Consider the following 25,325-nt stretch of genomic DNA (forward strand, 5'->3'; position numbering starts at 1 on the left):
CTGCGCTCACTCTAGGCCCTCGGGCGGGCGCTGTGGGTGACAAGTCTGCTGAGATGCCTGACCGGAGGGGCGGATTCGGTCGTTGTGTGACGTGCAGTCAGCAGTCGGCGGCACCAGCCCCCTTCCGGGCGGCCAGGTGGGCGTCCCGGGCCCCCAGCGCGGCCCGTGCGGCGGCGCTGGTGGCAGCGGCGGTGGCGGCCGCCACCACCTCCTCGGCGACGGCTTCCCGTCCACCGGGCGGAGTCTGACGCCGGGTCTGCTCGGGGATCGGGCCGGCGGCCTCTCGGCGGCTCTGCTCGGGGATGCCGCCGGCGGACGCCCTGCGGTTGCGGGCGAGCGCCTCCACGGCCTCCCTGGCGGCCAGGTAGGCCTGGACGGCGGCGATCCCGTAGACCGGTTGGATCAGCTGCTGGCCCTTGAAGAACGGCCGGGCGGGGGCGAAGCCGGCGGCGACCACCAGGTCCCGGATCTCGGCTATCTCCTGCTCGGTGCGGGCCGTGAAGCGAACCTCCCAGCCCTTCTTGTACGCCCGGCCGTCCTCGCCGCCGCGGCGGTTGGGGTCGGGGCGGCGGACGTAGCCGGGCAGGCGGCCGAGGCGCAGCTGGGCGGTGCGCTGGGCTGAGGACTCGTCACGAGGCATGAGGGTGATGGTAGGCAATCGAAGGGGCCCTGGGGGCGGCGGGGTGGTACTCCACCGTATGGTCTCGGTCACGCTGGGTCAGGATTCGCAGGTCGTGCGGACGGTTCGGCGGGTGGTCCGAGGGGTGTCGATCCGATGAAAATCGGATGGTACGGGCCAAAGTCTGAACTATTCCGGCAACCGAAGGAACGTCCCATCCGCCGAATGGGTGAGGGTATGGGGACTTTAGTGCGGAGCAGTCCCGGTTTCACGACGGTTGGGTAACAGGTCGTCAGGTCGAGGATGGCCTGTCAGAGGTCCGGGGGAGGCTTATCGGCATGAACTACCAGATTCCTTCCCAGGCGCCGTCCCTCGAAGAGCTGGCCCGCCGCCAACAGAACGTGATCACCGCGAGTCAGTTGAGGGCCCGCGGGGTGCCGACGCGCCAGGTCAGCGAGTTCTGCCGACGAGGCGGGCCCTGGCAGCGGCTGCTGCCGCGGGTGTACCTGCTCCAGGAGGGTGAACCCACGCCGGAGCAGCGGATGTGGGCCGCGCTGCTGTACGCGGCGCAGGACGGCCGGGAGGAGGGCGGCCGGGAGGGCGCGGTGATCACCGGGGTGGCCGCGCTGGCGCTGTACGGCTTCGTGTCGATGCCGCGGCTGCCCGCCGTCACCGGGGTGGAGGTCCTGGTTCCGCGACAGCGCCGGCTCAAGGACGCGGGGCAGGTGCGGATCCGGCGGACCGCCCGCGCGCTGGTGGCCCGTTCGGTGCACGGTCTGGCCTGCGCCCCGGTGGCCCGCGCGGTGGCGGACGCGGTCCGGGAGTGGACGGACGCGTGCGCCTTCGACACCGGCCTGGTCGGCCCGGGGCTGCTGCGCTCGCTGCTGCGCGAGGCCGTCACCCGTTCGCAGGACGGCTGCACGGTCCGGGAGCTGCTGGCGGAGCTGCGCGACGCCGAGCTGCTGGAGGAGCCCCGGGTGCGCGCCGCGGTGGACGAACTGCTGGCGGCGGAGCGGGAGTCGGTGTTCCTGCGGCTGGGCGAGCTGATCGACGAGTGGCTGCTGCCGGTCCCGCTGACCGGTCCCGAGCTGCGGATGCGTGGCGGCACCTACGTCGCGGTGCCGGACCTGTACTGGCCGGAGGCGGGCGTGGCGGTGGAGGTGGACTCGGAGCTGCGCTGCGTCAGCGAGGGCGAGGCGGCCTGGGTGCGCGGCGGGCAGCACCGGATGGAGTACCTCGGCGTCCGCGTGGTGTACGTGTCGGGCCTGCGGCTCGCCACCGAGCCGGACGTGGTCGGCGGCGAGCTGCGGGAGGCCTTCGTGGCGGGCGGGGAGGACGTGGTGGAGCTGGTGGTGACGGAGCGCTGACCCGGGGGCTCAGCGGACGACCGGCGTACCGGTCAACTCGACGCCCGCCGCGCGCAGTTCCGCCAGCGCCCGCTCGGTGGTGGCGGCGGCGACCCCGGCGGTCAGGTCCAGCAGCACCCGGGTGGTGAACCCTTCGCGTGCGGCGTCCAGCGCGGTGGCCCGCACACAGTGGTCGGTGGCGATGCCGACCACGTCGACCTCGGTGACCTGGCGCTCGCGCAGCCAGGCGGCCAGCGTGCCGCCGTTCTCGTCCTCGCCCTCGAAGCCGCTGTAGGCGGCCGCGTACGCGCCCTTGGAGAAGACCGCCTCGATCGCCCCGGAGGTGACCGAGGGGGCGAAGTTGGGGTGGAAGCCGACGCCCTCGGTGCCGGCCACGCAGTGCTCGGGCCAGGAGTGGACGTAGTCGGGCTCGGCGGCGAAGTGCGGACCCGGGTCGATGTGGTGGTCACGGGTGGCGACGATGTGGGCGTAGCCGGGGGTGGCCTCGGCGATCAGGTCGGTGATCGCGGCTGCGACCTCGGCACCGCCGGCGACGGCCAGGCTGCCGCCCTCGCAGAAGTCGTTCTGCACGTCGACGACGATCAGGGCCCGGTGCATGGCTGGCTTCTCTCGTAGCGGGTCGATAGTGGGGTCGGGGTTGAAACTTTAGGGAGTGACGCGCGTAGGCGGAAGGGTGTTCGCCGTTCCGCGGGCGCGTTCCGCCCACTGCGCCGTGGTCGCGCTCCTCCGGTGGGTCCTCAGGCCCGCGGTTCCGGCGCCAGGTGGTACAGCTCGGTGGTGATGACCGGCTCGCCCCGGGAGAGCTGGGTGGCGGACAGCGGCAGCGCGGCGCGGGCGGCCAGGTGGCGCTCGCGGGCGGCGGCGAGCGGCTCGCGGCCGACCACCTCGCCCTTGTGGATCAGCGGCACCTGCAGCAGGTGCGGCTCCAGCTCGGCCGGGACGGGGCCGGTGCCGACCACCTCGGCCTCGGCGACGCCGTCCGCGTCGGGCCGGCGGGCCGCCCACTTGCGGCCGCCGACGCTGCTCTTGCCGCCGGCCGAGCGCTTGGCGACCGGCTCCAGCGGCCCCTCCGGGCTGGTGGCACGGGCGACCAGCTTGTAGACCATGGCGCAGGTGGGGTGGCCGCTGCCGGTGACCAGCTGGGTGCCGACGCCGTAGCCGTCCACCGGGGCGGCGGCGAGGGCGGCGATGGCGTACTCGTCGAGGTCGGAGGTGACGATGATCCGGGTGTCGCGGGCGCCGAGCTCGTCGAGCTGGCGGCGGACCCGGTGGGCGAGCAGGGTCAGGTCGCCGGAGTCGATCCGGACCGCGCCCAGCTCGGGCCCGGCCACCTCGACCGCGGTGCGGACCGCCTCGGCCAGGTCGTAGGTGTCCACCAGCAGGGTGGTGCCCCGGCCCATCGAGTCGACCTGGGCGGTGAAGGCGTCCCGCTCGGTGTCGTGCAGCAGGGTGAAGGCGTGCGCGGCGGTGCCGGTGGTGGGGATGGAGTAGGTGAAGCCGGCCTCCAGGTCGGAGGTGGCGCCGAAGCCCGCCACGTACGCGGCGCGCGCGGCGCTGACCGCGGCCCGCTCGTGGGCGCGCCGGGCGCCCATCTCGATCACCGGCCGGTCGCCCGCGGCGGCGGTCATCCGGGAGGCGGCGGCGGCGATCGCCGAGTCGAAGTTGAGGATGGAGAGGATCACCGTCTCCAGGATCACCGCCTCGGCGAAGCTGCCCTCGACGGTGAGCACCGGCGAGCCGGGGAAGTAGACCTCGCCCTCGGGGTAGCCGCGCAGGTCGCCGGTGAAGCGGTAGTCGGCCAGGAACCGCAGGGTGGCGTCGTCGACGACCCGCTGGTCGGCCAGCCAGTCCAGCTGGGGCGTGGTGAAGCGGAAGTTCTCCACCGCGTCCAGCACCCGGCCGGTGCCGGCCAGCACGCCGTAGCGGCGGCCGTCGGGCAGGCGGCGGGTGAACACCTCGAAGACCGAGCGGCGGTGCGCGGCGCCGCTGCGCAGGGCGGCCTGCAGCATGGTGAGCTCGTAGCGGTCGGTGAGCAGCGCGGTGGAGGGCTGCGCGATGGTGGCGTCCATGGGGACGATGGTAGCACCACTTAGCGTCAGAGTGACGATATCTCGGGCCGGATCGACCCGGATTCGCTCCTGCGTCCCTCGGATGGAAGCATGAGTCGGGGAAAGCCAAGGCCAACGAGGAGAGTCAGCCCGTGAGTGTCGCGCCGGTGGAGATCGAGCGCCCGGAGGTGGAGAGCGTCCCGGTGACGGAGCCCGACACGCCCTGGGTGACCATCGTCCACAACGACCCGGTCAACTTGATGAGCTACGTCCAGTACGTCTTCCAGGCCTACTTCGGGTACCCGAAGGACAAGGCCCGGCAGCTGATGATGGAAGTGCACACCAAGGGCCGGGCGGTCGTCTCCAGCGGAACCCGCGAGGAGATGGAACGCGACTGCCAGGCCATGCACGGCTACGGCCTGTGGGCCACTCTCCAGCACGACTGACCACCATTACCAAGGACTGATTCAAGACTCATGGCTGGGTTGTTCGAGAGCGCCGGTGGCGGCGGCGCGGCGATCGCGCTGGACGAGGTCGAGGTCTCCATCCTGCGCTCGCTCGAGGTGCAGATGCTGGAACTGATCGGCCCGGGCCCGGGCGGGGAGAGCGGTGATCCGCTGGCCGCGCTGTTCGCCGAGGGGCCGTCCGAGGCGCCGGACGACCCGGCGCTGCTGCGGCTGTTCCCCGACGCGTACGGTGCGCCGGGCGAGCCGGTGGATGCGGAGACGGCGGAGATGGCCGCCGAGTTCCGCCGCTACACCGAGCTCGACCTGCGCGCCCGCAAGCGCGAGGACGTGCTGGCCGTCGTCCGCGCCCTGGACGGACTGGGCGGCGAGGGCGGGGTGCTCAAGCTGGCCGGCGAGGACTGCCTGCGCTGGCTCGGCGCCCTCAACGATCTGCGGCTCGCCCTCGGCACCCGCCTCGAGGTCACCGAGGACGAGGAGCAGGGCCTCTACAACCTCCCCGACGACGACCCGCGCAAGCCGCTGGTGATGGCGTACCTGTGGCTCGGCGCGATGCAGGAGAGCCTGCTGGAGGCGATGGCCGGCTGAGCCGCCGCCCGACGGTTCCTCATATGTCGCTCAGATACTCACCGGTATCCGGACGGTCCGTGCTTCACTGCCCTGCATGGCACAGCAGCTTGAGAACCGGGTGACCGACGCCGACGAGGGCGAGGAGGGCTACGAGCGCGGGCTCGGCGGCCGGCAGATCCAGATGATCGCGATCGGCGGCGCGATCGGCACCGGGCTCTTCCTCGGCGCCGGCACCGCGATCTCCAAGGCCGGGCCGAGCCTGCTGCTCAGCTACGCGGTGGCCGGCCTGGTGATCTTCGTGATCATGCGGGCACTCGGCGAACTGCTCACCTACCGGCCGGTCTCCGGCAGCTTCGCGGAGTACGCCCGCGAGTTCCTGGGCCCGTTCGCGGGGTTCGCGACCGGCTGGACGTACTGGCTGTTCTGGGTGGTCACCGGCATGGCCGAGACCACGGCGGCCGCGGTGTACGTGCGCTACTGGGCGCCGGGCGTCCCGCAGTGGCTGAGTGCGCTGGCCTTCCTGGTGGTCCTCTACGCGGCCAACCTGATCTCGGTGAAGCTGTTCGGCGAGCTCGAGTTCTGGTTCTCCATGGTCAAGGTGACCGCGATCATCGGCATGATCCTGATCGGGGTCGGGGTGCTGACCCTCGGCTTCGGCGACGCCGGGCAGAGCGCCTCGCTCACCCACCTGTGGGCCGGCGGCGGCTTCTTCCCGCAGGGGATCGGCGCCACCGTGATGACCCTTCAGATCGTCATGTTCGCCTACTGCGGCGTGGAGTTGGTGGGCGTCACCGCCGGGGAGAGCGCCAACCCGGAGCAGACCCTGCCCCGGGCGATCAACACCCTGCCGTGGCGGATCGCGCTGTTCTACGTCGGCGCGCTGCTGGTCATCCTCGCGCTGGTGCCGTGGACCGAGTTCCGGCCCGGCGTCAGCCCGTTCGTGGTCGCCTTCGGGCGGGTCGGCATCCCGGCCGCCGCCGGCATCGTCAACTTCGTGGTGCTCACCGCCGCGCTCTCCTCCTGCAACTCCGGGATGTACTCCACCGGCCGGATGCTGCGCGACCTCGCGCTGCGCGGCGAGGCGCCCCGGATGCTCACCGCGCTCAACCGCCGCCGCACCCCGGCCGCCGCGATCACCCTGTCCTGCCTGCTGATGGGCGTCGGCGTGGTGCTCAACTACCTCGTCCCGGCCCGGGCGTTCGAGTACATCACCGCGGTCGCCACGGTCTGCGGACTGTGGACCTGGGCGGCCATCCTGCTCAGCCAGATCCGCTACCGGGCGGCCTGGCAGGGCGGCCGGCTGCCGGCACCGGCCTTCCGCGCCCCGGGCGGCCTGTGGCGCAGCCGGGCCGCGCTGGCCTTCCTGGCCGCGGTGCTGGTGCTGATCGCCCTCGACCCGGCGAGCCGGATCTCGCTCTACGTCTTCCCCGGCTGGGCGCTGGCCCTGGCGGTCGGCTACCGGGTGCTGGTCCGGCGCGATCCGCAGGCCGTCCGGGGCGGCGGCCGGCCGCCCGTCCACGCCGGACCGGCGCCCGAGAGCGGCTCGCTATCCTGACCCGCATGCTGACCATCACCCGAGAACTGCGCGACCGGATCGTCGCCCACGCCCGCGCGGACCACCCGGACGAGGCCTGCGGCGTGGTCGCGGGTCCGGCCGGCAGCGGACGGCCCGAGCGGTTCATCCCGATGCTGAACGCGGCCCGCTCGCCCACCTTCTACGAGTTCGACTCCGGCGACCTGCTGAAGCTCTACCGCGAGATGGACGACCGGGACGAGGAGCCGGTGGTGGTCTACCACTCGCACACCGCCACCGAGGCCTACCCCTCGCGGACCGACGTCAGCTACGCCTCCGAGCCGTTCGCCCACTACGTGCTGGTCTCCACCGCCGAGGGCACCGGGGAGGACGACCCGTACCAGTTCCGCTCGTTCCGCATCGTGGACGGTGTGATCACGGAGGAAGACGTCGAGGTGGTGGAGGCGTACCAGGGCTGAGTCGTCCACCCTCCCGGGGCCCGCCGGAGCCGCGCGCGGTGCGGCCCGGCGAGCCCTCTTCTCGCCCACTGGTACACGGACGCCCGGATGGCGAGACGTGGATGTCGGTCGGGGGTCGGGAATCTATACGATGAGCCCATGCGTTCCGTCGATGTGAGCAACCAGGCCCCAGGCATCCGCCTCGTGGCGCGCCTGCACGTCGACCTGTGCCGGCTCGCCAGCGCGATCTGTCCCCGCGTGACGGAGCAGCCGGCCGGCGCCGCCGACGCCTGCTGACTTCGCCGCCGTCCGCCAGTCCGCCCCGGCGCCCGGGGCCCTCCCCGCCTGCCGCGCACCGCGCCGGCACCCCGAACTCACCTCCACAGGAGCGCAGTCATGGCCATCGAGGTCCGCATCCCGACCATCCTCCGCAGCTACACCGACGGCGCCAAGGCCGTCGAGGGCGCCGGCGCCAACCTCGGGGAGCTCATCACCGACCTCGACGCCCGCCACCCGGGCATCGCCGAGCGCCTGCTCGACGGCGGTGAGCTGCGTCGCTTCGTCAACGTCTACCTCAACGACGAGGACGTCCGCTTCCTGAGCGGCATCACCACCGAGGTCGCCGACGGCGACAGCGTCACCATCCTCCCGGCCGTCGCCGGCGGCATGCGGTAATGCGCTACGACAGCCCGATCGACGCCGTCGGCAACACGCCGCTGGTCCGGCTGCCCCGGCTGTCGGCCGCGGTGCCGGGCAACGAGGACGGCCTGGTCACCCTCTGGGCCAAGCTGGAGGACCGCAACCCGACCGGCTCGATCAAGGACCGCCCGGCCCTGCACATGATCGAGCGGGCCGAGGCGGACGGCCGGCTCACCCCGGGCTGCACCATCCTGGAGCCCACCAGCGGCAACACCGGCATCTCGCTCGCCATGGCGGCCAAGCTCAAGGGCTACCGGATGGTCTGCGTGATGCCGGAGAACACCAGCGAGGAGCGGCGCGAGCTGCTCCGCATGTGGGGCGCCGAGATCATCTCCTCCCCGGCCGCCGGCGGCTCCAACACCGCCGTCCGGATCGCCAAGGAGACCGCCGCCGAGCACCCCGACTGGGTGATGCTCTACCAGTACGGCAACCCGGACAACGCCGGCGCGCACTACGCCGGCACCGGCCCCGAGATCCTCGCCGACCTGCCCACCGTCACCCACTTCGTGGCCGGCCTCGGCACCACCGGCACCCTGATGGGCGTCGGCCGCTACCTGCGCGAGAAGGTCCCCGGCGTGCAGATCGTCGCCGCCGAGCCGCGCTACGACGACCTGGTCTACGGCCTGCGCAACCTGGACGAGGGCTTCGTCCCCGAGCTGTACGACGCCGAGGTGCTCACCACCCGCTTCTCGGTCGGCTCCGCGGACGCCGTCCGCCGCACCCGCGAGCTGCTCCAGCAGGAGGGCATCTTCGCCGGCGTCTCCACCGGCGCCATCCTGCACGCCGCGATCGGCGTCGCCCGCAAGGCCGCCAAGACCGGCGAGCGGGCGGACGTGGTCTTCGTGGTCGCCGACGGCGGCTGGAAGTACCTGTCCACCGGCATCTACACCGCCGAGTCCACCGAGGCCGCGGTCGAGGCGCTGCAGGGCCAGCTCTGGGCCTGACACCCCCGCATCACCCTTCGAAGGCGCGGTACCCGGATCCGGGTACCGCGCCTTCGCGCTGTGACAATCCGGGATTTGTCCGTTTCCTGTGACGATCCGGTCACGTTCCGTCGACCGCGCAGGTCGGCGGGGCGGCGCCCGGGGGACGCCGGGGAGGCTGGGAGCGCACCCGGATCGCCGTCACCCGGAGGTGACCCGCCATGGCCGGCAACGAGCTCTGGTCGTACGTCGAGATCGCCCGCCACATCAACGTGCAGGCCGAGACCGTCCGCAACTACCGTCGGCACGGCCTGCTGCCCGAGCCCGACCTGGTCGACCCCGGCGGTCATCCGCGCTGGTACGCCGACACGATCCGGGTCTGGGCGCGCAACCGGCCGCGCCGTCGCTGACCCTCCCACCCCCGTCCGGCGGCCCGCCCCGATCTGGTGATTCCAACCACAGCCCGGCACGGGGACGGGGGCAAAGTGCCGCCCGGCCCTTACCCTCGACAGGCGAACACCGTGCTACCAGCAGGTAGTGCGGGCCGCTGCGAATCATGACCCATCGGGGCGGGGAAGGGCTCGGCATGAAACTGACCGTGGTGGGGTGCTCGGGTAGCTTCCCGTCCGCCGACTCGCCCTGCTCCAGTTACCTGGTGGAGGCCGAGGGAACCCGGGTGGTGCTGGACCTCGGCAACGGTTCGCTGGGCGCCCTGCAGAAGTACGCCGGCCTGTACGAGATCGACGCCGTCCTGCTCAGCCACCTGCACGCCGACCACTGCGTCGACCTGTGCGCCTACTGGGTGGCCCGCAACTACCGGGTCGAGGGCTGCCCCGACCCCGTCCCCGTGTACGGCCCGGCCGGCACCGCCGAGCGCCTGGCCCGCGCGTACGACATGCCCGAGGAGCCGGGCATGAAGGAGGTCTTCGACTTCCGCACCCTGCACGACGGCGCCGTCGTCGACATCGGCCCGCTGCGGATCACCGCCGTCCGGGTCAACCACCTGGACGCCGAGGCGTACGGCTTCAAGGTCGAGCACGCCGGCCGCAGCCTGGTCTACTCCGGGGACACCGGCCACTGCCCCGAACTGGTCGAGCTGGCCCGCGGCGCCGACCTGTTCCTGTGCGAGGCCGCCTACACGGACGGCAAGGAGACCTACGAGTCGATCCACCTCAACGGCCGGGAGGCCGGCGAGCACGCGGCCGCCGCCGGGGTCGGCCGACTGGTGCTCACCCACATCCCGCCGTGGACCGACGCCGAGCGCAACCGCCGGGACGCCGCCGCCGCCTTCACCGGGCCGGTCGAGCTGGCCCGCCCCGGAGCCGTCTACGAGCTGTGAACCGGGGTGAGCCAGCGCCGGTAGCGCGGCTCGCCCCCGGTGGTCGCCGCCCGGTACAGCTCCGCCAGCCGCTTGGTCAGCTCGCCTTCCTCCGAAGGGAGTTCACGCCCGTCCAGGGAGGCCACCGGCACCACGCCGGCCGCCGTCCCGCAGACGAACACCTCGTCCGCCGCGTACAGGTCCGAGCGCAGCAGATTCTCCACCCGCACCGGCACGCCCAGGTCCCGGGCCAGCGTCAGCACGGTGTCCTGGGTGATCCCCTCCAGCGCGCCCGCACTGGCCGGCGGCGTGCGCAGCACACCGTCGCGGACCGCGAACACATTCTCCGAACTGCACTCGCTCACCGAGCCGTCCGAGGCCAGCAGCAGCGCCTCGTCGTACCCGGCGTCGGTCGCCTCCCGCCGCGCCAGCGCCGAGTTCAGGTACGGGCCGGTGCCCTTGGCGGCCGGCGGCACCGCGTTCGGGTCGTTGCGGCGCCAACTGCTGGTCATCAGCCGCAGCGCCCGCCCGCCCAGATAGTCGGGCCACTCCCAGCTCGCGATCACCGTGTCGGTCGGGGAGTGGCGCATGTCCAGACCCATCGACCCGTACCCGAGGAACGCGAAGTGCCGCACGTAGCACGACTGGTGGCCGTTGGCGCGGACCAGCTCCAGGGTGGCGCCGGTCAGCTCCGCCACCGAGTGCGGCAGCGGGATGCGCAGCATCCGGGCGCTGCGCTCCAGCCGCCGCAGGTGCTCGGGCAGCCGGAACACCGCCGGCCCCTCCGGCGTCGGGAACACCCGGGTGCCCTCCAACACTCCTGTGCCGTAGTGCAGCCCGTGGGTGAGCACGTGCACCTGCGCCTCGTGCCAGGGCACCAGGGCGCCGTTGAACCAGATCGTGGAAGCCTCGGGAATCGCCATGCCGCCCATCGTGGCCGCCCCCGCACCGCTCCGGGAGGCCACGGCGGGCGCCGGATCCGGCCATGGCCGGGAGCGGAGCCGCCGTCTCGGATGCCGGAATCCGCGGTCCGGATCCCGGCGGCGACACTAGGGTCCGGGAGGATGGAGACCTCGGCCGCCGGCACCGACCTGTACGCCCGGCTGCTCGCCGGACCCGGCCGGACGCCGGACGAGATCAGGGACGAACTCGGCTGGGACGAGGACGAGTTCACCCGGGCGCTGGCCGAACTGCGGGAGCTCGGGCTGCTCCGGCCCACCACCGCCACCCCGAGCGGACTGGCCCCCGTCCCGGCCGGCACCGCGGTGCGCCGACTGCTGGCCGACGCCGACGCGCACCTCGCCGAGCTGTACGAACAGGCCCGCCGCAGTCGCGCCGCGGTCGAGCGGCTGCACACCGACTACCTGCCGCTGCGGCCCGACGCAGCCCACGAGCTGGTGCGCGGCGCCGACCGGATCGCCTCCCTCCTGGAGGACGCCGCCCGCGGCGCCCGCACCGAGGCGCTCTCGCTGCGGCCCCGCCAGGACCACTCGCCCGCCGCCCTCGCCGGGAAGCTCGCCCGGGAGCGGATCGCGCTGGCGCACCGGGTCGAGCTGCGCACCGTCTACCCCGCCGCCGCGCTGCACCAGCCCGCCGTGGTGGCGCACGTCCGGGAGCTGACCGCGGCGGGCGCCAGGATCCGGGTGGCGCACACCCTGCCGCTGTGGCTGATCGTGGTCGACACCGACCTGGCGGTGCTGCCCGCGCCCGGGGAGGCCGGGGCGGCCGCCGTGGTGGTGCGGGATCCGGCGGTGGTGGGGGTCGTGCGGGAGCTGTTCGAGCACTTCTGGGCGGGCGCCTGGGTGCCACCGGAGCTGCTCGGCCGGGCGGCCCCGGACGACCGCCACCGCGAGGTGCTGCGGCTGCTCGCCGCCGGGCTCACCGACCAGGCGATCGGCCGGCAGCTGGAGATCTCCGAGCGCACCGTGCGGCGGCTGGTCGCCGACCTGACCGCCGACCTGGGCGCGCAGTCCCGCTTCCAGGCGGGCGTGCACGCGGCCCGCCTCGGCTGGATCTGAGGGCCGCGGAACACGGACGGACCCCGCCCTGAGCAGCTGGGCGGGGTCCGTACGGCGAGGGTCAGGCCTTGGTCGCTTCCTCGATCGAGGAGTCGTCGTCACGACCGGGGGTCTTCAGGTCGAACTTGACGATCGCGAAGCGGAACACCGTGTAGTAGATCGCCGCGAAGACCAAGCCGATCGGGATGATCAGCAGGGGGTGGGTGGCCTTGCTGAAGCCGAGTGCGTAGTCGATCAGGCCGGCTGAGAAGGTGAAGCCGGCCTTTACTCCGAGTGCCCAGGTGACCGCCATCGAGACGGCGGTGAGCACCGCGTGGATGACGAACAGGACCGGGGCGATGAAGAGGAAAGCGAACTCGATCGGCTCGGTCACACCGGTGACGAAGGAGGTCAGCGCCAGCGACATCATCATGCCCATGACCGCCTTGCGTCGCTCGGGGCGGGCGGTGTGCGCGATGGCCAGGGCGGCGGCCGGCAGCGCGAACATCATGATGGGGAAGAAGCCGGACATGAACTGCCCGGCGGTCGGGTCCCCGGCGAAGTAGCGGGTCAGGTCGCCGTGCACCACGGTGCCGTCGGGCTTGGTGAAGTCGCCGGTCTGGAACCAGGCGTAGGAGTTCACGAACTGGTGCATGCCGACCGGCAGGAGACCGCGGTTGAGCAGGCCGAACGCGCCCGCACCGAACGCGCCGGCACCGATCAGGCTGTTGTTCAGGTGCCCGATGGCGTCACCGATCGGGCCCCAGGCGACGGCGAAGACCAGGCCGACAGCAGTACCGACGAAGGCCATGATGATCGGGACCAGACGGCGGCCGTTGAAGAAGCCCAGCCAGTCCACCAGCTTGGTGCGGTGGTACTTCTGCCACAGCACGGCGCTGAGCAGACCGATCACGATGCCGCCGAGCACGCCGGGGTTCTGGTAGGTCGCGGGAACCCACTTGCCGTCCGCGATGTGGCCCTCGGTGATCGGGAACGCGGTCAGTACGTTCTTGTAGACCAGGAAGCCGACCAGTGCGGCAAGCGCGGTGGAGCCGTCGGCCTTCTTGGCGAAACCGATCGCGATGCCGACCGCGAAGAGCAGCGGAAGGTTGTCGAAGACGGCGCCGCCGGCGGTGGTGAACACCGCGGCGATCTTGTCCCAGCCGAGCCCGTCCTTGCCGATCACGTTGTCCTGGCCGAGGCCGAGCAGCAGACCGGCGGCCGGCAGGACGGCGATCGGGAGCTGGAGGCTGCGGCCGATCTTCTGCAGGCCCTGGAGGACGTTCTGGCCGAGCTTCTTGCCGGGCTTGGGGGACGGTGCCGCGGCGGGCGCCGGAGCCTGCGCAGTCGTACTCATGGGGGTGGTTCCTAACGACAGGGCGCCTCGGTGGGAGTGGTGCATCGGGGACCGAACGCGCGGACTGGTCTACACCACAAGTGGTGTAGACCAGTTTTGTAACACGTGGGGAGGGGGTGGGGAACCCCGGGAAGGCGCGCAGCTGGGAAGCGCTATGAAATCGAAACCTTCCTTAGGATTGGCGATCTTCATTACCCGCTGTAGCAATCTTTTGGCGAGTCGCTCAACAAAAGGGATCGCCGGAATTCACGCCTTGGTGACGTCCTCGACGTCCTCGTCGTCCTCGCGACCGGGGGTCTTCAGGTCGAACCTCACGATGATGAAGCGGAACAGGGCGTAGTAGACCGCCGCGAAGGCCAGGCCGATCGGGACGATCAGCCACGGTTTGGTGGCCAGGCTCCAGTTGAGCCCGTAGTCGATCACGCCGGCCGAGAAGCTGAAGCCGTCGTGGACGCCCAACCCCCAGGTCACGCCCATCGAGACGCCGGTCAGGATCGCGTGCACCACGTACAGCGCGGGGGCGATGTAGGCGAAGGAGTACTCGATCGGCTCGGTGATGCCGGTGACGAAGGAGGTCAGCGCGACCGAGGTCATCAGGCCGTAGATCTCCTTGCGGCGGTGCGGCTTGGCCGAGTGGGCGATGGCCAGGGCGGCGGCCGGGAGCGCGAACATCATGATCGGGAAGAAGCCCGAGGTGAACTGGCCGGCCGTCGGGTCGCCCGCGAGGAAGCGCGGGATGTCGCCGTGGATGATCGTGCCGTCCTTCTCGTAGTCGCCGAACTGGAACCAGACGAAGGTGTTCACCAGCTGGTGCATGCCGATCAGCAGCAGCATGCGGTTGGCCAGGCCGAAGATGCCGGCGCCGGTGGAGCCCAGATCGGAGAGCCACTGGCTGAAGTCGGTCAGGCCGGTGCCGATCGGCGGCCAGGCCCAGGCACCCAGGCAGCCGAGGCCCAGACCCACCAGGGCGGTGATCATCGGGACCAGTCGGCGGCCGTTGAAGAAGCCCAGCCAGTCGACCAGCCTGGTGCGGTGGAAGCGGACCCACAGCCAGGCCGACAGCAGGCCGATCAGGATGCCGCCGAGCACGCCCGGGTTCTGGTAGACCGCCGCGGCCGCCTTCTTGGAGTTGAAGTCGATGCACTGGTTGCCGATGATCTGGCCGGCGCACTTGCTGGTGTCGGGGAAGGCGTGCAGGACCGCGAAGTACACCAGGAAGCCGACCACCGCGGCCAGCGCCGTGGAGCCGTCCGCCTTCTTGGCCATGCCGATCGCGACGCCGATGCAGAACAGCAGGGGCAGGCCGAGCGAGGAGTCCAGCAGGGCGCCGCCGGCCGCCGCGAAGACCTTGGCGACGTTGTCCCAGCCGAGGCCGTCCTTGCCGAAGACGTCCGGCTGGCCGAGCCGGTTGAGGATGCCCGCCGCGGGCAGGACGGCCACCGGGAGCTGCAGGCTGCGGCCCATCTTCTGCAGACCGCCGTAGAAGGTGTGCCACCACGTGGTCTGATGTGCCGTGGCGCCCGCTGAACTCATCGTGGCCCTCCCGGTCCCGGTGCGGCGGCCCAGGAACACCGGCGGCGCGTGCGGCGTTGTCCCGAGTGCACCTAGAATTGGTGTAGACCACTTTTGGGGCAGTGCGGCGGCCGCCGGGTGTCCAAGATCCCGATGACCGCCATCCTGGAGCGCGGCCGGAGGGTACCGCTCGCCGAGCTAGCCCAAATGTGGACTAACGTGGCATACCGACAGAAACCGTGCCATCTTCGGCAGTGACCCTTCCCCAGCCGCGGCCGGGGGCATGCCCAGCACACCGCAGTACGGCACCCGGCGACCGACCGCCGACGCGCCGACACAGAGGGAGAAAGACCTATGGCCAGCAAGGCTGAGAAGATCGTCGCCGGTCTCGGCGGTATCGACAACATCGACGAGGTCGAGGGCTGCATCACCCGCCTGCGCACCGAGGTCCACGACGCCTCCCTCGTCGACGAGGCCGCGCTCAAGGCCGCCGGCGCCCACGGCGTGGTCAAGATGGGCACCGCGATCCAGGTCGTCATCGGCACCGACGCCGACCCGATCGCCGCCGAGATCGAGGACATGATGTGAGCTGAGCCCACCGGCTCGCCGCACCACGGCCCAACGGCCCAGCGCGCCACGGCCCGCCCGCCCCGCCCCCGGGGACGGCGGGCCGTCGCCGTACCCGGGCGGGTTGTCGCCGTACCCGGACGGCCCGCCGGACCCACTACGCTCGACGGCATGTCACGCATCGACGGCCGCACCCCCGACCAGCTCCGCCCCATCACCATCGAGCGGGGCTGGAGCAAGCACGCCGAAGGCTCCGTCCTCATCTCCTACGGCGACACCAAGGTGCTCTGCACCGCCAGCGTCACTGAGGGCGTCCCCCGCTGGCGCAAGGGCAGCGGCGAGGGCTGGGTCACCGCCGAGTACTCCATGCTCCCGCGCGCCACCAACACCCGCGGCGACCGCGAGTCCGTCAAGGGCCGGATCGGCGGCCGCACCCACGAGATCAGCCGCCTGATCGGCCGCTCCCTGCGCGCCGTCGTCGACCACCGGGCCCTCGCCGAGAACACCATCGTCCTCGACTGCGACGTTCTCCAGGCGGACGGCGGCACCCGCACCGCCGCCATCACCGGCGCCTACGTCGCCCTGGTCGACGCCGTCTCCTGGGCCCGCGAGCGCAAGCTGCTGCGCGCCAAGGGCCAGCCCATCACCGGCGGCGTCAGCGCGGTCAGCGTCGGCATCATCGACGGCGTCCCGATGCTCGACCTCCGCTACGAGGAGGACGTCCGGGCCGAGACCGACATGAACATCGTCTGCACCGCCGACGGCCGCTTCGTCGAGGTCCAGGGCACCGCCGAGGGCGCCCCCTTCGACCGCGACCTGCTCAACCGGCTGCTCGACCTCGGCAGCCTCGGCTGCGCCGAACTCGACGAGATCCAGCGCAAGGCCCTGGAGGCCTGACTCGCCCCCCGGTGGGGCTGAACGGTGGTCAGCCGCGGCCGGGCTGCGGGCACGTGCTGTACACGACGCGCCCGCAGCCCGTACCGTTCGGCGAGAGACCTCTCCCGCCCCCACGGAGGACCACCGATGCAGCCGGCGCTCAGCATCAACCGCTCCACCGCGCTCGCCGCGGCCGCGCTCGTCCTGATCCTCCCGCTCAGCGCCGTCAGCTGCTCCGCCGCCCAGAAGGCGATCGACTGCGGCAACACCGCCCTCAGGATCAGCACCGACATCACCCAGGTCGGCACCGCCTTCAACAACGCCGACAACGACCCGGCCGCCGCCGGCCGCGCGCTGCAGCAGCTGAAGACCGACCTCGACCAGCTCGGCCGCAACTCCGGCGACGCCGACGTCAGCAAGGCCGTCACCGACCTGCAGAACCAGGTGACCGCCCTCCAGAAGGCCGCCGACACCAACCAGGCCCCGGACCTCAAGCCGCTCGGGGACGCCGCCGCCAAGCTCACCAAGGCCTGCACCGGCTGACCCTGCGGCGTCGATAGGCTGGGCGGCATGACTACCCGACGCCTCGTCCTCGCCACCCGGAACCAGCACAAGGTCGCCGAGCTCCGCGACATCCTCGGCGCCGCCGGACTGGACGTCGAACTGGTCGGCGCCGACGCGTACCCCGAGGTGCCGGACGTCCGCGAGACCGGCGTCACCTTCGCCGAGAACGCCCTGCTCAAGGCGCATGCGCTGGCCCGCGCCACCGGACTGCCCGCGGTCGCCGACGACTCCGGCCTCTGCGTGGACGTACTGAACGGCGCCCCCGGCATCTTCTCCGCCCGCTGGGCCGGCAAGCACGGCGACGACCGCGCCAACCTCGACCTGCTGCTCGCCCAGCTCTCCGACATCGACGCCGAGCACCGCGGCGCCCACTTCGCCTGCGCCGCCGCCCTCGCCCTGCCCGACGGCACCGAGCACGTGGTCGAGGGCCGCCTGCTCGGCACCCTGCGCACCGCCCCCGCGGGCGACGGCGGTTTCGGCTACGACCCGATCCTCCAGCCGCTGGGCGAGAGCCGGACCTGCGCCGAGCTCACCCCCGCCGAGAAGAACGCCATCAGCCACCGCGGCCAGGCCTTCCGCGAGCTCGCCCGAATCCTCCCCGACCACCTCGGCTGAGCCGGCGCCCCGAGCGCGACCGAAGGCCCGCCGGAGGGTCAGCTCTACCTCCAGCGGGCCTTCGATTCACAGGTCAGTGAGAGTGCGGCCTGAGGGATTCGAACCCTCACGAGATTTCTCTCACGAGCTCCTAAGGCTCGCGTGGCTGCCGTTACACCAAGGCCGCAGGTGAAGACGTCCCCGCCATGCTACTTGGCCCGCCGGTGCCGCTGCACCACCCTTTCCCGGCACCCCGAACTCTCAGGAAGCGGTCCGCTCCCTCCGGTTGCGCCCGCAGTACGTCGGGGTGCCGCGCATCTCGCAGGAGTCCGGTCGGCCCGTGTGCACGAGCATCGCGCGCAGCCGTTCGCCTGGTACGCGGTAGCTCCCGGGTGGGCGGACGACGAGGACCTCGTTCGGCCTGCGCCGCGGTCCGGTCTGCTGTCCGCGCGCATGGGCCTGCCCCGTGAAGTGCCCGGTGTCGATTCGGTGGTGCCGTTTGCCCGGGTAGCTGTGGGTGTCGTCGGCGAGGGGGTGCCGAGCCAGCGCAGCACCTCGATCACGCTGGTCGACGCGGTGGCCGGCGGCAGGGCGGAGTGGCCGGCGGCCGGGTTCGCGGGCCGGGTCGGCGGTTTGGGAACGGGGTCTGACGGGGTGGCGGTTCTGATGCAGTTGGTACAGACCTGTTGACTCAAGTGGTCCAGACCTTCTAAGTTCGGCGCAACTTCCCCCACATGCGTACGCCCCCCACCGGCATGCGCGCGACACTCTCTCCCGGAGGACCGAGTGTTGATCCGTACCACGACGGGGCGGCGTCCCACCGCTGCCCGCCGTCGCACGAGTTCCGGCCGCCGGGCGGGGATCGCCGCCACGGCTGCCGCCGGGCTGGCCGGCCTGCTGGCCGCCACGCTCGGGGCGTCGCCCTCGGCGGCCGCCGTCGACAACCAGTCCTGTCGCCCGGACGGCATGTACACCACGCCGGGCGTGAACGTGCCGTACTGCGACGTCTACGACACCGCGGGCCGCGAGAAGATGGGCGCCGACCACCAGCGCCGCATCATCGGCTACTTCACGGGCTGGCGCACCGGCAAGGACGGCACGCCCGCCTACCTGGTGAACAACATTCCCTGGGACAAGGTCACCCACCTCAACTACGCCTTCGCGCACATCGGTTCCGACAACAAGATCTCGGTCGGCACCGACGGTCCGAACAATGCGGCCACCGGCATGGAGTTCCCGGGCGTGGCCGGTGCGGAGATGGACCCGAGCCTGCCGTACAAGGGCCACTTCAACCTGCTGAGCAAGTTCAAGAAGCAGTACCCGAACGTCAAGACCATGGTCTCGGTTGGCGGTTGGGCCGAGACCGGTGGCTACTTCGACGACAGCGGCACCCGGGTCTCCTCGGGCGGCTTCTACAACACCACGGTCAACGCCGACGGTTCGGTGAACCAGGCCGGCATCGACACCTTCGCCGCCTCGGCGGTCGACTTCGTCAAGAAGTACGGCTTCAACGGCGTCGACATCGACTACGAGTACCCGACCTCGATGAAGGACGCGGGCAACCCGCTCGACGCCTCGATCTCCAACGCCAAGCGCGCCTCGCTGGTCAAGGGCTACGCGGCGCTGATGAAGACGCTGCGCGAGAAGCTCGACCGGGCCGGCGCCGCGGACGGCAAGTACTACCTGCTGTCGGTGGCCGCGCCCTCCTCGGGCTACCTGCTGCGCGGTATGGAGACCTTCCAGGTCACCCAGTACCTGGACTACGTCAACATGATGTCGTACGACCTGCACGGCGCCTGGAACAAGTACGTCGGCCCGAACGCCTCGCTGTACGACGACGGCAAGGACGCCGAGCTCGCCGCGGCCAATGTCTACGGCACCTCGCAGTACGGCGGCATCGGCTACCTGAACGCCGACTGGGCCTTCCACTACTTCCGCGGCGCGATGCCGGCCGGCCGGATCAACCTGGGCCTGCCGTACTACACCCGCGGCTTCAAGAACGTGACCGGCGGGACCAACGGCCTCTGGGGCACCGCCTCGTCCTCGACCTGCCCGGCCGGTTCCGGGCTGACCAGCTGCGGCGACGGCGCGGTCGGCATCGACAACCTCTGGCACGACCTGGACGACAACGGCAAGGAGGCCCCGGCCGGCTCCAACCCGATGTGGCACGCCAAGAACCTGGAGGCCGGCGTCGTCCCGGACTACCTGTCGAAGTACGGGCTGGGCGACACCGCGCTGCAGGGCAGCTACACCCGCAACTACAGCTCCGCGCTGGTCGCCCCGTGGCTGTGGAACGACACCAAGAAGGTGTTCCTGTCCACCGAGGACGAGCAGTCGGTCGGCGCCAAGGCCGACTATGTGGTCGACCAGGGCGTCGGCGGCGCGATGATCTGGGAGCTCGCCGGCGACTACAGGTGGGACGCCGCCGCCAACGGCGGCAAGGGCGAGTACGTGCCCGGCTCCACGCTGACCTCGCTGATGTACGACAAGTTCAAGTCCGCCCCGGCGTACGGCGCGACCCGCTCGACCGTCCCGCTGCCCGCGCAGACGCTGCCGATCGACGTGTCGTTCACCAACTTCGCGCTGGGCGACTCCAACTACCCGATCAACCCGAAGATCCACATCGTCAACAACTCCACGCTGACCCTGCCGGGCGGCACCGAGTTCCAGTTCGACTACGCCGACTCGGCTCCGGGCAACGCCAAGGACCAGTCCGGGTTCGGGCTGACGGTGATCCGGCAGGACCACACCGCGGCCACCAACGTGGGCGGCCTCAAGGGTGCCTACAACCGTGTCTCGGTGAAGCTGCCGTCCTGGCAGTCGCTGGCCCCGGGCGCGTCGGTCGACATCGACTTCGTCTACTACCTGCCGGTCTCCACGCCGGCCAACTGGACGGTCGACGTCGGCGGCACGCTGTACGGCCTGGCGGGCGACTACACCCGCGGGGCCGCCGGCTCGACCTCCTCGCCGAGCCCCTCGCAGTCCGCGAGCCCGTCGGCCTCGGCCTCGCAGTCGTCGAGCCCCAGCCCGAGCGCCAGCGCCAGCGCCTCCGCGTCGCAGTCGGCGAGCCCGTCCGCCTCGGCCAGTGCGTCGGGCGGCAGTTGCACCGCGCCGAGCTGGAGCGCGAGCGCGGTCTACGCCACCACCGGAACCAAGGTGTCCTGGAAGGGCCGCACCTACAGCAACAAGTGGTGGACCACCAATGAGGACCCCTCGACCACCGGTCAGTGGGGCGTGTGGAGCGACCTCGGTCCCTGCTGACCCGAGGTGACGGACGGCGGTGGCGGTCGACCCGGTCGGGGGGTCGGCCGCCATCGCTGCGCCCCGGACCGGCCGGGAAAAACCGCTGGCCGCGGCGGCGGCCGGGACCGGAGGATGAGGGCGCCCGCGCGGACGTTCCCGCGGGCGATGTCGAGCAGAGAGAAGGAACGCGGTGGAGCCGCTGAGGCGGGTGCGGGCGGCGTTCGACGACCGGACGCTGGTGGTCTACCAGGCGTACCCGGTGGAGATCGCCGAGGCGGCGCTGGCGGCGGGCACCTTCGTCGCACCGTTCAAGCGCGAGCGGATGACCTGGATCAAGCCCTCGTTCCGCTGGATGATGTACCGCAGCGGCTGGGCCGGCAAGGCCGGCCAGGAGCGGGTGCTGGCGGTGCGGATCGACCGCGAGGGCTTCGAGTGGGCGCTGGCGCACGCGTGCCTGAGCCACCACGACCGGGAGCGGCACGCCTCGGCCGCGCAGTGGAAGAACTCGCTGCGACAGAGCCCGGTGCGGATCCAGTGGGACCCGGAGCGCTCGACCCGGCTCGGGGCGCTGCCGCACCGGGCGATCCAGGTCGGGCTGACCGGCGAGGCGGTCGGGCGGTACGTGGACCGGTGGATCACCGGCCTGGAGGACGTGACCGAGCGGGCGCACCGGGTGCACGCCCTGGTCCGGGAGGGCCGGCTCGCCGAGGCGGACGCACTGATCCCGGCGGAGCGCCCGTACCCGCTGCCCGAGGCGATCGCCGAACGGATCGGCGCCACCGGCTGAGCGAGCGACGGCCCCGCCACCGGCCCCGGCCGGAGCCGGGGCCGCAGCGGGATCAGGCCGATTCGATCTTGAGGTCGCGCAGCAGCTTGGCGACGTGGCCGGTGGCCTTGACGTTGTACAGGGCCCGCTCGACCTTGCCCTGCTCGTCGACGATCACCGTGGAGCGGATGACGCCCTGGTAGGTGCGGCCGTAGTTCTGCTTCTCGCCGTAGGCGCCGTACGCCTCCAGGACCGCGTGGTCCGGGTCGGAGAGCAGGGTGACCCTCAGGTCCTCGGTCTCCCGGAACTTGCCGAGCTTCTCCGGCTGGTCGGGGGAGATGCCGAGCACGTCGTACCCGGCGCCGGCGAAGACCTCCAGGTTGTCGGTGAAGTCGCAGGCCTGCTTGGTGCAGCCCGGCGTCAGGGCGGCCGGGTAGAAGTACACGATCACCTTGCGGCCGAGGTGCTCGGCGAGCGAGACCTGCTTGCCGTCGGCGTCGGACAGGGTGAAGGCGGGCGCGGTGTCGCCCGCCTGAAGACGCTCACTCACGATGGAGACTCCTGGACTCGGTGGTCGTACCACGGCCAAACCTACCTCTGTTGGTGGGTGGTGCTGCGCGGGCACGGGGGTGAGCTGACAGACTGGTGGGCGTTGACCACGGACCGGACAGAGCATGAAGAGGGGTGGCCCGAGTGGCGAGCACGAAGGACCAGTCGACGCGGACGACGGCCCAGATCGAGGCGGACATCGTCCAGGCCCGCGACCGGCTCGCGTCGAACCTGGACGAGCTCGCGATGCGGGTGCACCCGGCGTCGGTCGCCGCGCAGGCCCGGGCCCGGCTGATGGCCTCGGTCGAGCAGAAGGCCGGCCGGGCGTACGTCGCGGCCAGCGGCGCGATGGAGCGGGTGACCGCCGGCTTCCGCGACGAGAAGGGGCAGCCGCGGCCCGAGCGGATCGTGCCGGTCGCCCTGGTCGGCGTGGGCGTGGTGCTGCTGATCGCCTCCGCCCGCCGCCGCCACAAGGACTGAGCGGGGCCCGGGGGGCCGGGTGCGGGAAGCGGGGTCCGACCGTCCGGTCGGACCCCGCATCCGTGGGCCGGGCCGATGGGGCGTCCGGGGTGCCGGGCGGGTACGGTCGGGGCGTGAGCGAGAACGACACGACGACCACGCGGCACGCGACCGCGCACGAGGAGCAGATCCGGCACGACCGGCTGGGGGAGAAGCTCCCGATCCGGATGCTGCACGACCGGGTGCTGGTGAGGACCGAGACCGGCGAGGGCGAGCGCCGTTCGACCGGCGGCATCCTGATCCCGGCCACCGCGGAGCTGTCCCGGCGCTGCGCCTGGGCCGAGGCGGTGGCGGTCGGCCAGAGCGTGCGCTCGGTGGAGCCGGGCGACCGGGTGCTCTACGACCCGGAGGACAAGCTGGAGGTCGAGGTGCGCGGCGCGACGTACGTGCTGCTGCGCGAGCGCGATCTGCACGCGGTGGCGGCCGGCCGCTTCGGCGACACCGAGGGCTCGACCGGGCTCTACCTCTAGGTCGGACAGGTCTCAGGGGGACGGGGAGGCCGGCGCCGCGCTGGGCGCGGCGGCGGCCGGTTCCGCGGTGGTGGCCGTCCGGCTGGGCGACGCCGGCGGGGGTGCGCTCGGGCCGGTCGGGGCGCTGGGGGAGGGCGCGGGGGTGCCCGAGGGCGCGGTCGGGCCGGGTGCGGCCGGGGCCGTGGTGGACGGGCCGGGCGCGGGGCTGGGGGGCTCCGGCGGCTGGGTGTTGCCGCGGGTGGGCTCGAGGTCGAAGGACTGGATGCGGCCGCCGCGCAGCGCCTCGGTCATGTAGGCGGTCCAGATCAGGGTGGGGAAGGTGCCGCCGTTGACCCGGGAGTACCCGGCCGTGCCGGCCAGCGTCTCCTTGGCGTGGGTCTTCGGATTCTCGCGGAACAGCCCCACGGCGGTGGCGAGTTCGGGCGTGTAGCCGGCGAACCAGGCGGACAGGTTGCCGTCCGTGGTGCCGGTCTTGCCGGCCGCGGGCCGGCCGAGGGCGAGTGCGGCGGCGCCGGTCCCGCGGGAGCTGATGACGTCGCGCAGCACGTCGGTGACGGCGTCCGCGGTGCCGCGGGAGACGGCGGTGCGGGCCGGGTGGCCGGGCAGCGCGGGGACGGCGCCGAGGCCGGGGCGCTCCAGGCGCTGCACCGTCCACGGGGCGATGGCCTGGCCGTGGTTGGCCAGGGCGGCGTACACCGCGGCCAGGTCGACGGCGCTGGGGGTGGCGGTGCCGAGCGTCATCGAGGGGTTGGCCGGGTCGAGGCCGCGCACGGTGGCGGGCAGCCCGAGCCGGATCGCGGTGTCGCGGACGGTGGGCAGGCCGGCGTCCGTGCCGAGCTGGGCGTAGACCGAGTTGACCGAGCGGGCCATGGCGTGCCGCAGGGTGATCGGGCCGTAGTCGGTGGAGTCCTCGTTGGGGGGCGCGTACGCGCCCGGGCCGCCGACCACTTGGCGTCCGCTGGTGCCGTCGTAGACGGTCTGGGTGGTGATGCGGCGCCCGTCCTGGGTGGTGCGGGCGGAGTCCAGGGCGGCGGCCAGGTCGATCGGCTTGAACGTGGAGCCGATCTGGTTGTCCTGGCGCAGCGCGTCGTTGTACGGCTGGGCGGCGTAGTCGGCGCCGCCGTAGGCAGCGACCACCCGGCCGGTGGCGGGATCGACCGAGGCGCCGCTGACCCGGATGTCGGTGTCGGTGGCCGGCCGGGCGGCGGGGTCGAGCTCGTCGGTGAGTTCCTGGCGGACGGCGCGGACCAGGGCGTCCTGCCGGGTCCGGTCGAAGGTGGTGGTGATCTTCCAGCCGCCGGCCTTGAGGGTGGCGGCGTCCAGGACCCCGGTCTTGGCCAGGTAGTCGTCGGCGATGTCGACCAGGTAGCCGGCCTGGCCGCCGAGGCTCTTGGCGGGCTGCGGGTCGATCGGCTCGGGGAAGGTGAGGGCGGCCCGGGCGGGCTGGTCGAGGAAGCCGAGCTGCACCATGCCGTCGAGCACGTAGCCCCAGCGGGCGATGGCCTTCTCCCGGTTGGCCGGGGTCGCGGTGCGTACGTCGTACGCGCTGGGGGCCTGCAGCAGGGCGGCGAGGTAGGCGCTCTGCGCGGTGGTGAGGGCGGTGGCGTCCACGCCGTAGTAGGCGCGGGCGGCGGTCTGGATGCCGTACGCGTTGCGGCCGAAGTAGCTGGAGTTGAGGTAGCCGGCCAGGATGTCGCCCTTGGAGCGCTGCTGGTCGACCTTGAGCGCGATGAACAGCTCCTTGGCCTTGCGGGAGACGGTCTGGTCCTGCGTCAGGTAGTAGTTCTTGACGTACTGCTGGGTGATGGTGGAGCCGCCCTGCAGGCCGTCCGCCGAGCCGCGGGAGAGGTTGAGCCAGGCGGCGCGCAGCATGCCCTTCAGGTCGATGCCCTTGTTGCGGTAGAAGCTGCGGTCCTCGGCGGAGACCACGGCGTGCTGGGTGTCGGCCGGAATCCGCTCGATCGGGATGTCCTCGCGGTTGACCGTGCCGGTGCGGGCCAGCTCGGTGGTGCCGTCGGACCAGTAGTAGACGTTGCTCTGGGCGACCGCGTGGGCGTTGGCGTCGGGCACCGGGACGAGCAGGTAGAGGGTGACGAACCCGGCGATGCCGAGCAGCAGCAGTCCGAGCAGGCCGCCGACGGTCATCCGCCAGGTGGGCAGGAGCCGGCGCCAGGGAGGCAGGGCGCGCCGGAGGGTCCGGCGGGGGTGCTGCTGGGTCATGTGGCCGATTATGACGGCATTGGTGCGGCATGGGTGTTTTGACGGTGATTCAGTGGCTTGATTCCACGTGCGGCGCGCCCCCTGCGGCGCTACGGTGAAAGGTGACAACCGC

The 25,325-nt window shown here is 72.0% G+C and carries 28 protein-coding genes and 1 tRNA gene; 20 read left to right on the forward strand and 9 right to left on the reverse strand.

Features of this window, described 5'->3' with window-relative positions; genetic code table 11:
• Window positions 1-97 precede the first annotated feature (97 nt).
• Window positions 98-640 carry a hypothetical protein gene (locus tag FHR36_RS16300; protein WP_253797941.1) on the reverse strand — a complete coding sequence of 181 codons (543 nt, stop codon included), beginning with the start codon at window positions 638-640 and terminating at the stop codon, window positions 98-100.
• A 317-nt stretch (window positions 641-957) separates the two neighbouring features.
• On the opposite strand from FHR36_RS16300, the gene FHR36_RS16305 reads away from it, so the two are divergent.
• On the forward strand, window positions 958-1,986 hold the full coding sequence (locus FHR36_RS16305; RefSeq protein WP_253797942.1) for a type IV toxin-antitoxin system AbiEi family antitoxin domain-containing protein: 1,029 nt from the start codon (window positions 958-960) through the stop codon (window positions 1,984-1,986).
• A 9-nt stretch (window positions 1,987-1,995) separates the two neighbouring features.
• Here FHR36_RS16305 and FHR36_RS16310 read toward each other — a convergent pair whose 3' ends face one another.
• Both FHR36_RS16310 and FHR36_RS16315 read right to left on the reverse strand, forming a co-directional pair.
• Window positions 1,996-2,583: an isochorismatase family protein gene (locus FHR36_RS16310; protein ID WP_253797943.1), complete on the reverse strand. Its 588-nt coding sequence runs from the start codon at window positions 2,581-2,583 to the stop codon at window positions 1,996-1,998.
• A gap of 140 nt (window positions 2,584-2,723) precedes the next feature.
• Window positions 2,724-4,055: a nicotinate phosphoribosyltransferase gene (locus FHR36_RS16315; protein ID WP_253797944.1), complete on the reverse strand. Its 1,332-nt coding sequence runs from the start codon at window positions 4,053-4,055 to the stop codon at window positions 2,724-2,726.
• Window positions 4,056-4,186: 131 nt separating this feature from the next.
• Here FHR36_RS16315 and clpS point away from each other — a divergent pair, with 131 nt between their 5' ends.
• The 9 genes from clpS (at window position 4,187) to FHR36_RS16360 (ending at window position 10,000) form a co-directional block, all read left to right on the forward strand.
• A complete protein-coding gene (gene clpS, locus FHR36_RS16320) occupies window positions 4,187-4,480 on the forward strand; it encodes an ATP-dependent Clp protease adapter ClpS (RefSeq protein WP_253797945.1) in 294 nt (97 codons plus the stop codon).
• A gap of 30 nt (window positions 4,481-4,510) precedes the next feature.
• Window positions 4,511-5,086: a DUF2017 domain-containing protein gene (locus tag FHR36_RS16325; protein WP_253797946.1), complete on the forward strand. Its 576-nt coding sequence runs from the start codon at window positions 4,511-4,513 to the stop codon at window positions 5,084-5,086.
• 76 nt (window positions 5,087-5,162) lie between these two features.
• The gene (locus FHR36_RS16330) at window positions 5,163-6,623 is read left to right on the forward strand and encodes an amino acid permease (RefSeq protein WP_253797947.1); all 1,461 of its coding nucleotides are present in this window, start codon (window positions 5,163-5,165) and stop codon (window positions 6,621-6,623) included.
• Window positions 6,624-6,628: 5 nt separating this feature from the next.
• A complete protein-coding gene (locus FHR36_RS16335) occupies window positions 6,629-7,060 on the forward strand; it encodes a M67 family metallopeptidase (RefSeq protein ID WP_253797948.1) in 432 nt (143 codons plus the stop codon).
• 138 nt (window positions 7,061-7,198) lie between these two features.
• Window positions 7,199-7,336, forward strand: coding sequence for a putative leader peptide (locus tag FHR36_RS16340; protein ID WP_301330265.1), 138 nt, complete (start codon window positions 7,199-7,201; stop codon window positions 7,334-7,336).
• A gap of 99 nt (window positions 7,337-7,435) precedes the next feature.
• The gene (locus FHR36_RS16345) at window positions 7,436-7,714 is read left to right on the forward strand and encodes a MoaD/ThiS family protein (protein WP_253797950.1); all 279 of its coding nucleotides are present in this window, start codon (window positions 7,436-7,438) and stop codon (window positions 7,712-7,714) included.
• Window positions 7,714-8,682, forward strand: a complete 969-nt coding sequence (locus FHR36_RS16350; RefSeq protein WP_253797951.1) for a PLP-dependent cysteine synthase family protein — start codon at window positions 7,714-7,716, stop codon at window positions 8,680-8,682. Before FHR36_RS16345 ends, FHR36_RS16350 begins: the two co-directional genes overlap by 1 nt.
• Before the next feature lie 200 nt (window positions 8,683-8,882).
• Window positions 8,883-9,071, forward strand: a complete 189-nt coding sequence (locus FHR36_RS16355; RefSeq protein ID WP_253797952.1) for a MerR family transcriptional regulator — start codon at window positions 8,883-8,885, stop codon at window positions 9,069-9,071.
• A 176-nt stretch (window positions 9,072-9,247) separates the two neighbouring features.
• A complete protein-coding gene (locus FHR36_RS16360) occupies window positions 9,248-10,000 on the forward strand; it encodes an MBL fold metallo-hydrolase (protein ID WP_253797953.1) in 753 nt (250 codons plus the stop codon).
• On the opposite strand, the gene FHR36_RS16365 is transcribed toward FHR36_RS16360, so the two are convergent.
• Complete coding sequence (locus FHR36_RS16365; protein WP_253797954.1) at window positions 9,988-10,902, reverse strand: branched-chain amino acid transaminase; 915 nt, start codon at window positions 10,900-10,902, stop codon at window positions 9,988-9,990. The genes FHR36_RS16360 and FHR36_RS16365 overlap by 13 nt on opposite strands.
• A 141-nt stretch (window positions 10,903-11,043) precedes the next feature.
• On the opposite strand from FHR36_RS16365, the gene FHR36_RS16370 reads away from it, so the two are divergent.
• Window positions 11,044-11,997, forward strand: a complete 954-nt coding sequence (locus tag FHR36_RS16370; RefSeq protein ID WP_253797955.1) for a helix-turn-helix domain-containing protein — start codon at window positions 11,044-11,046, stop codon at window positions 11,995-11,997.
• A gap of 61 nt (window positions 11,998-12,058) precedes the next feature.
• On the opposite strand, the gene FHR36_RS16375 is transcribed toward FHR36_RS16370, so the two are convergent.
• Window positions 12,059-13,333, reverse strand: a complete 1,275-nt coding sequence (locus FHR36_RS16375) for a PTS transporter subunit EIIC (protein ID WP_253797956.1) — start codon at window positions 13,331-13,333, stop codon at window positions 12,059-12,061.
• A gap of 246 nt (window positions 13,334-13,579) precedes the next feature.
• On the reverse strand, window positions 13,580-14,866 hold the full coding sequence (locus FHR36_RS16380; protein ID WP_253797957.1) for a PTS transporter subunit EIIC: 1,287 nt from the start codon (window positions 14,864-14,866) through the stop codon (window positions 13,580-13,582).
• Window positions 14,867-15,199: 333 nt separating this feature from the next.
• Between FHR36_RS16380 and FHR36_RS16385 the strand changes: the two genes are divergently transcribed.
• The 4 genes from FHR36_RS16385 (at window position 15,200) to rdgB (ending at window position 17,467) form a co-directional block, all read left to right on the forward strand.
• The gene (locus FHR36_RS16385; protein ID WP_161204092.1) at window positions 15,200-15,433 is read left to right on the forward strand and encodes a PTS sugar transporter subunit IIB; all 234 of its coding nucleotides are present in this window, start codon (window positions 15,200-15,202) and stop codon (window positions 15,431-15,433) included.
• A 150-nt stretch (window positions 15,434-15,583) separates the two neighbouring features.
• Window positions 15,584-16,309, forward strand: a complete 726-nt coding sequence (gene rph, locus FHR36_RS16390; protein ID WP_253797958.1) for a ribonuclease PH — start codon at window positions 15,584-15,586, stop codon at window positions 16,307-16,309.
• 126 nt (window positions 16,310-16,435) lie between these two features.
• Window positions 16,436-16,831, forward strand: coding sequence for a hypothetical protein (locus tag FHR36_RS16395; RefSeq protein ID WP_253797959.1), 396 nt, complete (start codon window positions 16,436-16,438; stop codon window positions 16,829-16,831).
• A 27-nt stretch (window positions 16,832-16,858) separates the two neighbouring features.
• On the forward strand, window positions 16,859-17,467 hold the full coding sequence (gene rdgB, locus FHR36_RS16400) for an RdgB/HAM1 family non-canonical purine NTP pyrophosphatase (protein WP_253797960.1): 609 nt from the start codon (window positions 16,859-16,861) through the stop codon (window positions 17,465-17,467).
• Between the two features lie 83 nt (window positions 17,468-17,550).
• On the opposite strand, the gene FHR36_RS16405 is transcribed toward rdgB, so the two are convergent.
• Window positions 17,551-17,633: transfer RNA gene (locus FHR36_RS16405), tRNA-Leu, on the reverse strand.
• A gap of 155 nt (window positions 17,634-17,788) precedes the next feature.
• Between FHR36_RS16405 and FHR36_RS16410 the strand changes: the two genes are divergently transcribed.
• From FHR36_RS16410 to FHR36_RS16420, 3 genes are all read left to right on the forward strand, one after another.
• Window positions 17,789-18,136: a hypothetical protein gene (locus tag FHR36_RS16410; protein ID WP_253797961.1), complete on the forward strand. Its 348-nt coding sequence runs from the start codon at window positions 17,789-17,791 to the stop codon at window positions 18,134-18,136.
• Between the two features lie 102 nt (window positions 18,137-18,238).
• A complete protein-coding gene (locus FHR36_RS16415; protein WP_407660841.1) occupies window positions 18,239-20,707 on the forward strand; it encodes a chitinase C-terminal domain-containing protein in 2,469 nt (822 codons plus the stop codon).
• A 172-nt stretch (window positions 20,708-20,879) separates the two neighbouring features.
• Entirely contained in the window at window positions 20,880-21,476 is a 597-nt protein-coding gene (locus FHR36_RS16420) for a DUF4291 domain-containing protein (protein WP_253797962.1), read from the forward strand.
• 52 nt (window positions 21,477-21,528) lie between these two features.
• On the opposite strand, the gene bcp is transcribed toward FHR36_RS16420, so the two are convergent.
• Entirely contained in the window at window positions 21,529-22,005 is a 477-nt protein-coding gene (gene bcp, locus FHR36_RS16425) for a thioredoxin-dependent thiol peroxidase (RefSeq protein ID WP_253797963.1), read from the reverse strand.
• A 143-nt stretch (window positions 22,006-22,148) separates the two neighbouring features.
• Between bcp and FHR36_RS16430 the strand changes: the two genes are divergently transcribed.
• Together FHR36_RS16430 and FHR36_RS16435 are read left to right on the forward strand one after the other, a co-directional pair.
• Complete coding sequence (locus tag FHR36_RS16430) at window positions 22,149-22,484, forward strand: DUF3618 domain-containing protein (RefSeq protein WP_253797964.1); 336 nt, start codon at window positions 22,149-22,151, stop codon at window positions 22,482-22,484.
• 206 nt (window positions 22,485-22,690) lie between these two features.
• Window positions 22,691-22,993: a GroES family chaperonin gene (locus FHR36_RS16435; RefSeq protein WP_253799326.1), complete on the forward strand. Its 303-nt coding sequence runs from the start codon at window positions 22,691-22,693 to the stop codon at window positions 22,991-22,993.
• A 12-nt stretch (window positions 22,994-23,005) separates the two neighbouring features.
• Here FHR36_RS16435 and FHR36_RS16440 read toward each other — a convergent pair whose 3' ends face one another.
• On the reverse strand, window positions 23,006-25,213 hold the full coding sequence (locus FHR36_RS16440) for a transglycosylase domain-containing protein (RefSeq protein ID WP_253797965.1): 2,208 nt from the start codon (window positions 25,211-25,213) through the stop codon (window positions 23,006-23,008).
• Window positions 25,214-25,325: the final 112 nt, after the last annotated feature.

The sequence above is a fragment of the Kitasatospora cinereorecta genome (assembly GCF_024172095.1).
Taxonomy (GTDB): Bacteria; Actinomycetota; Actinomycetes; order Streptomycetales; family Streptomycetaceae; genus Kitasatospora; species Kitasatospora cinereorecta.

Bases quoted from the DNA above. Each gene is read 5' to 3' on its own strand.
- FHR36_RS16300 (WP_253797941.1), bottom strand. From the start codon at position 640: ATGCCTCGTGACGAGTCCTCAGCCCAGCGCACCGCCCAGCTGCGCCTC.
- FHR36_RS16305 (WP_253797942.1), top strand. From the start codon at position 958: ATGAACTACCAGATTCCTTCCCAGGCGCCGTCCCTCGAAGAGCTGGCC.
- FHR36_RS16310 (WP_253797943.1), bottom strand. From the start codon at position 2,583: ATGCACCGGGCCCTGATCGTCGTCGACGTGCAGAACGACTTCTGCGAG.
- FHR36_RS16315 (WP_253797944.1), bottom strand. From the start codon at position 4,055: ATGGACGCCACCATCGCGCAGCCCTCCACCGCGCTGCTCACCGACCGC.
- FHR36_RS16325 (WP_253797946.1), top strand. From the start codon at position 4,511: ATGGCTGGGTTGTTCGAGAGCGCCGGTGGCGGCGGCGCGGCGATCGCG.
- FHR36_RS16330 (WP_253797947.1), top strand. From the start codon at position 5,163: ATGGCACAGCAGCTTGAGAACCGGGTGACCGACGCCGACGAGGGCGAG.
- FHR36_RS16335 (WP_253797948.1), top strand. From the start codon at position 6,629: ATGCTGACCATCACCCGAGAACTGCGCGACCGGATCGTCGCCCACGCC.
- FHR36_RS16340 (WP_301330265.1), top strand. From the start codon at position 7,199: ATGCGTTCCGTCGATGTGAGCAACCAGGCCCCAGGCATCCGCCTCGTG.
- FHR36_RS16345 (WP_253797950.1), top strand. From the start codon at position 7,436: ATGGCCATCGAGGTCCGCATCCCGACCATCCTCCGCAGCTACACCGAC.
- FHR36_RS16350 (WP_253797951.1), top strand. From the start codon at position 7,714: ATGCGCTACGACAGCCCGATCGACGCCGTCGGCAACACGCCGCTGGTC.
- FHR36_RS16355 (WP_253797952.1), top strand. From the start codon at position 8,883: ATGGCCGGCAACGAGCTCTGGTCGTACGTCGAGATCGCCCGCCACATC.
- FHR36_RS16360 (WP_253797953.1), top strand. From the start codon at position 9,248: ATGAAACTGACCGTGGTGGGGTGCTCGGGTAGCTTCCCGTCCGCCGAC.
- FHR36_RS16365 (WP_253797954.1), bottom strand. From the start codon at position 10,902: ATGGCGATTCCCGAGGCTTCCACGATCTGGTTCAACGGCGCCCTGGTG.
- FHR36_RS16370 (WP_253797955.1), top strand. From the start codon at position 11,044: ATGGAGACCTCGGCCGCCGGCACCGACCTGTACGCCCGGCTGCTCGCC.
- FHR36_RS16375 (WP_253797956.1), bottom strand. From the start codon at position 13,333: ATGAGTACGACTGCGCAGGCTCCGGCGCCCGCCGCGGCACCGTCCCCC.
- FHR36_RS16380 (WP_253797957.1), bottom strand. From the start codon at position 14,866: ATGAGTTCAGCGGGCGCCACGGCACATCAGACCACGTGGTGGCACACC.
- FHR36_RS16385 (WP_161204092.1), top strand. From the start codon at position 15,200: ATGGCCAGCAAGGCTGAGAAGATCGTCGCCGGTCTCGGCGGTATCGAC.
- rph (WP_253797958.1), top strand. From the start codon at position 15,584: ATGTCACGCATCGACGGCCGCACCCCCGACCAGCTCCGCCCCATCACC.
- FHR36_RS16395 (WP_253797959.1), top strand. From the start codon at position 16,436: ATGCAGCCGGCGCTCAGCATCAACCGCTCCACCGCGCTCGCCGCGGCC.
- rdgB (WP_253797960.1), top strand. From the start codon at position 16,859: ATGACTACCCGACGCCTCGTCCTCGCCACCCGGAACCAGCACAAGGTC.
- FHR36_RS16435 (WP_253799326.1), top strand. From the start codon at position 22,691: ATGCTGCACGACCGGGTGCTGGTGAGGACCGAGACCGGCGAGGGCGAG.
- FHR36_RS16440 (WP_253797965.1), bottom strand. From the start codon at position 25,213: ATGACCCAGCAGCACCCCCGCCGGACCCTCCGGCGCGCCCTGCCTCCC.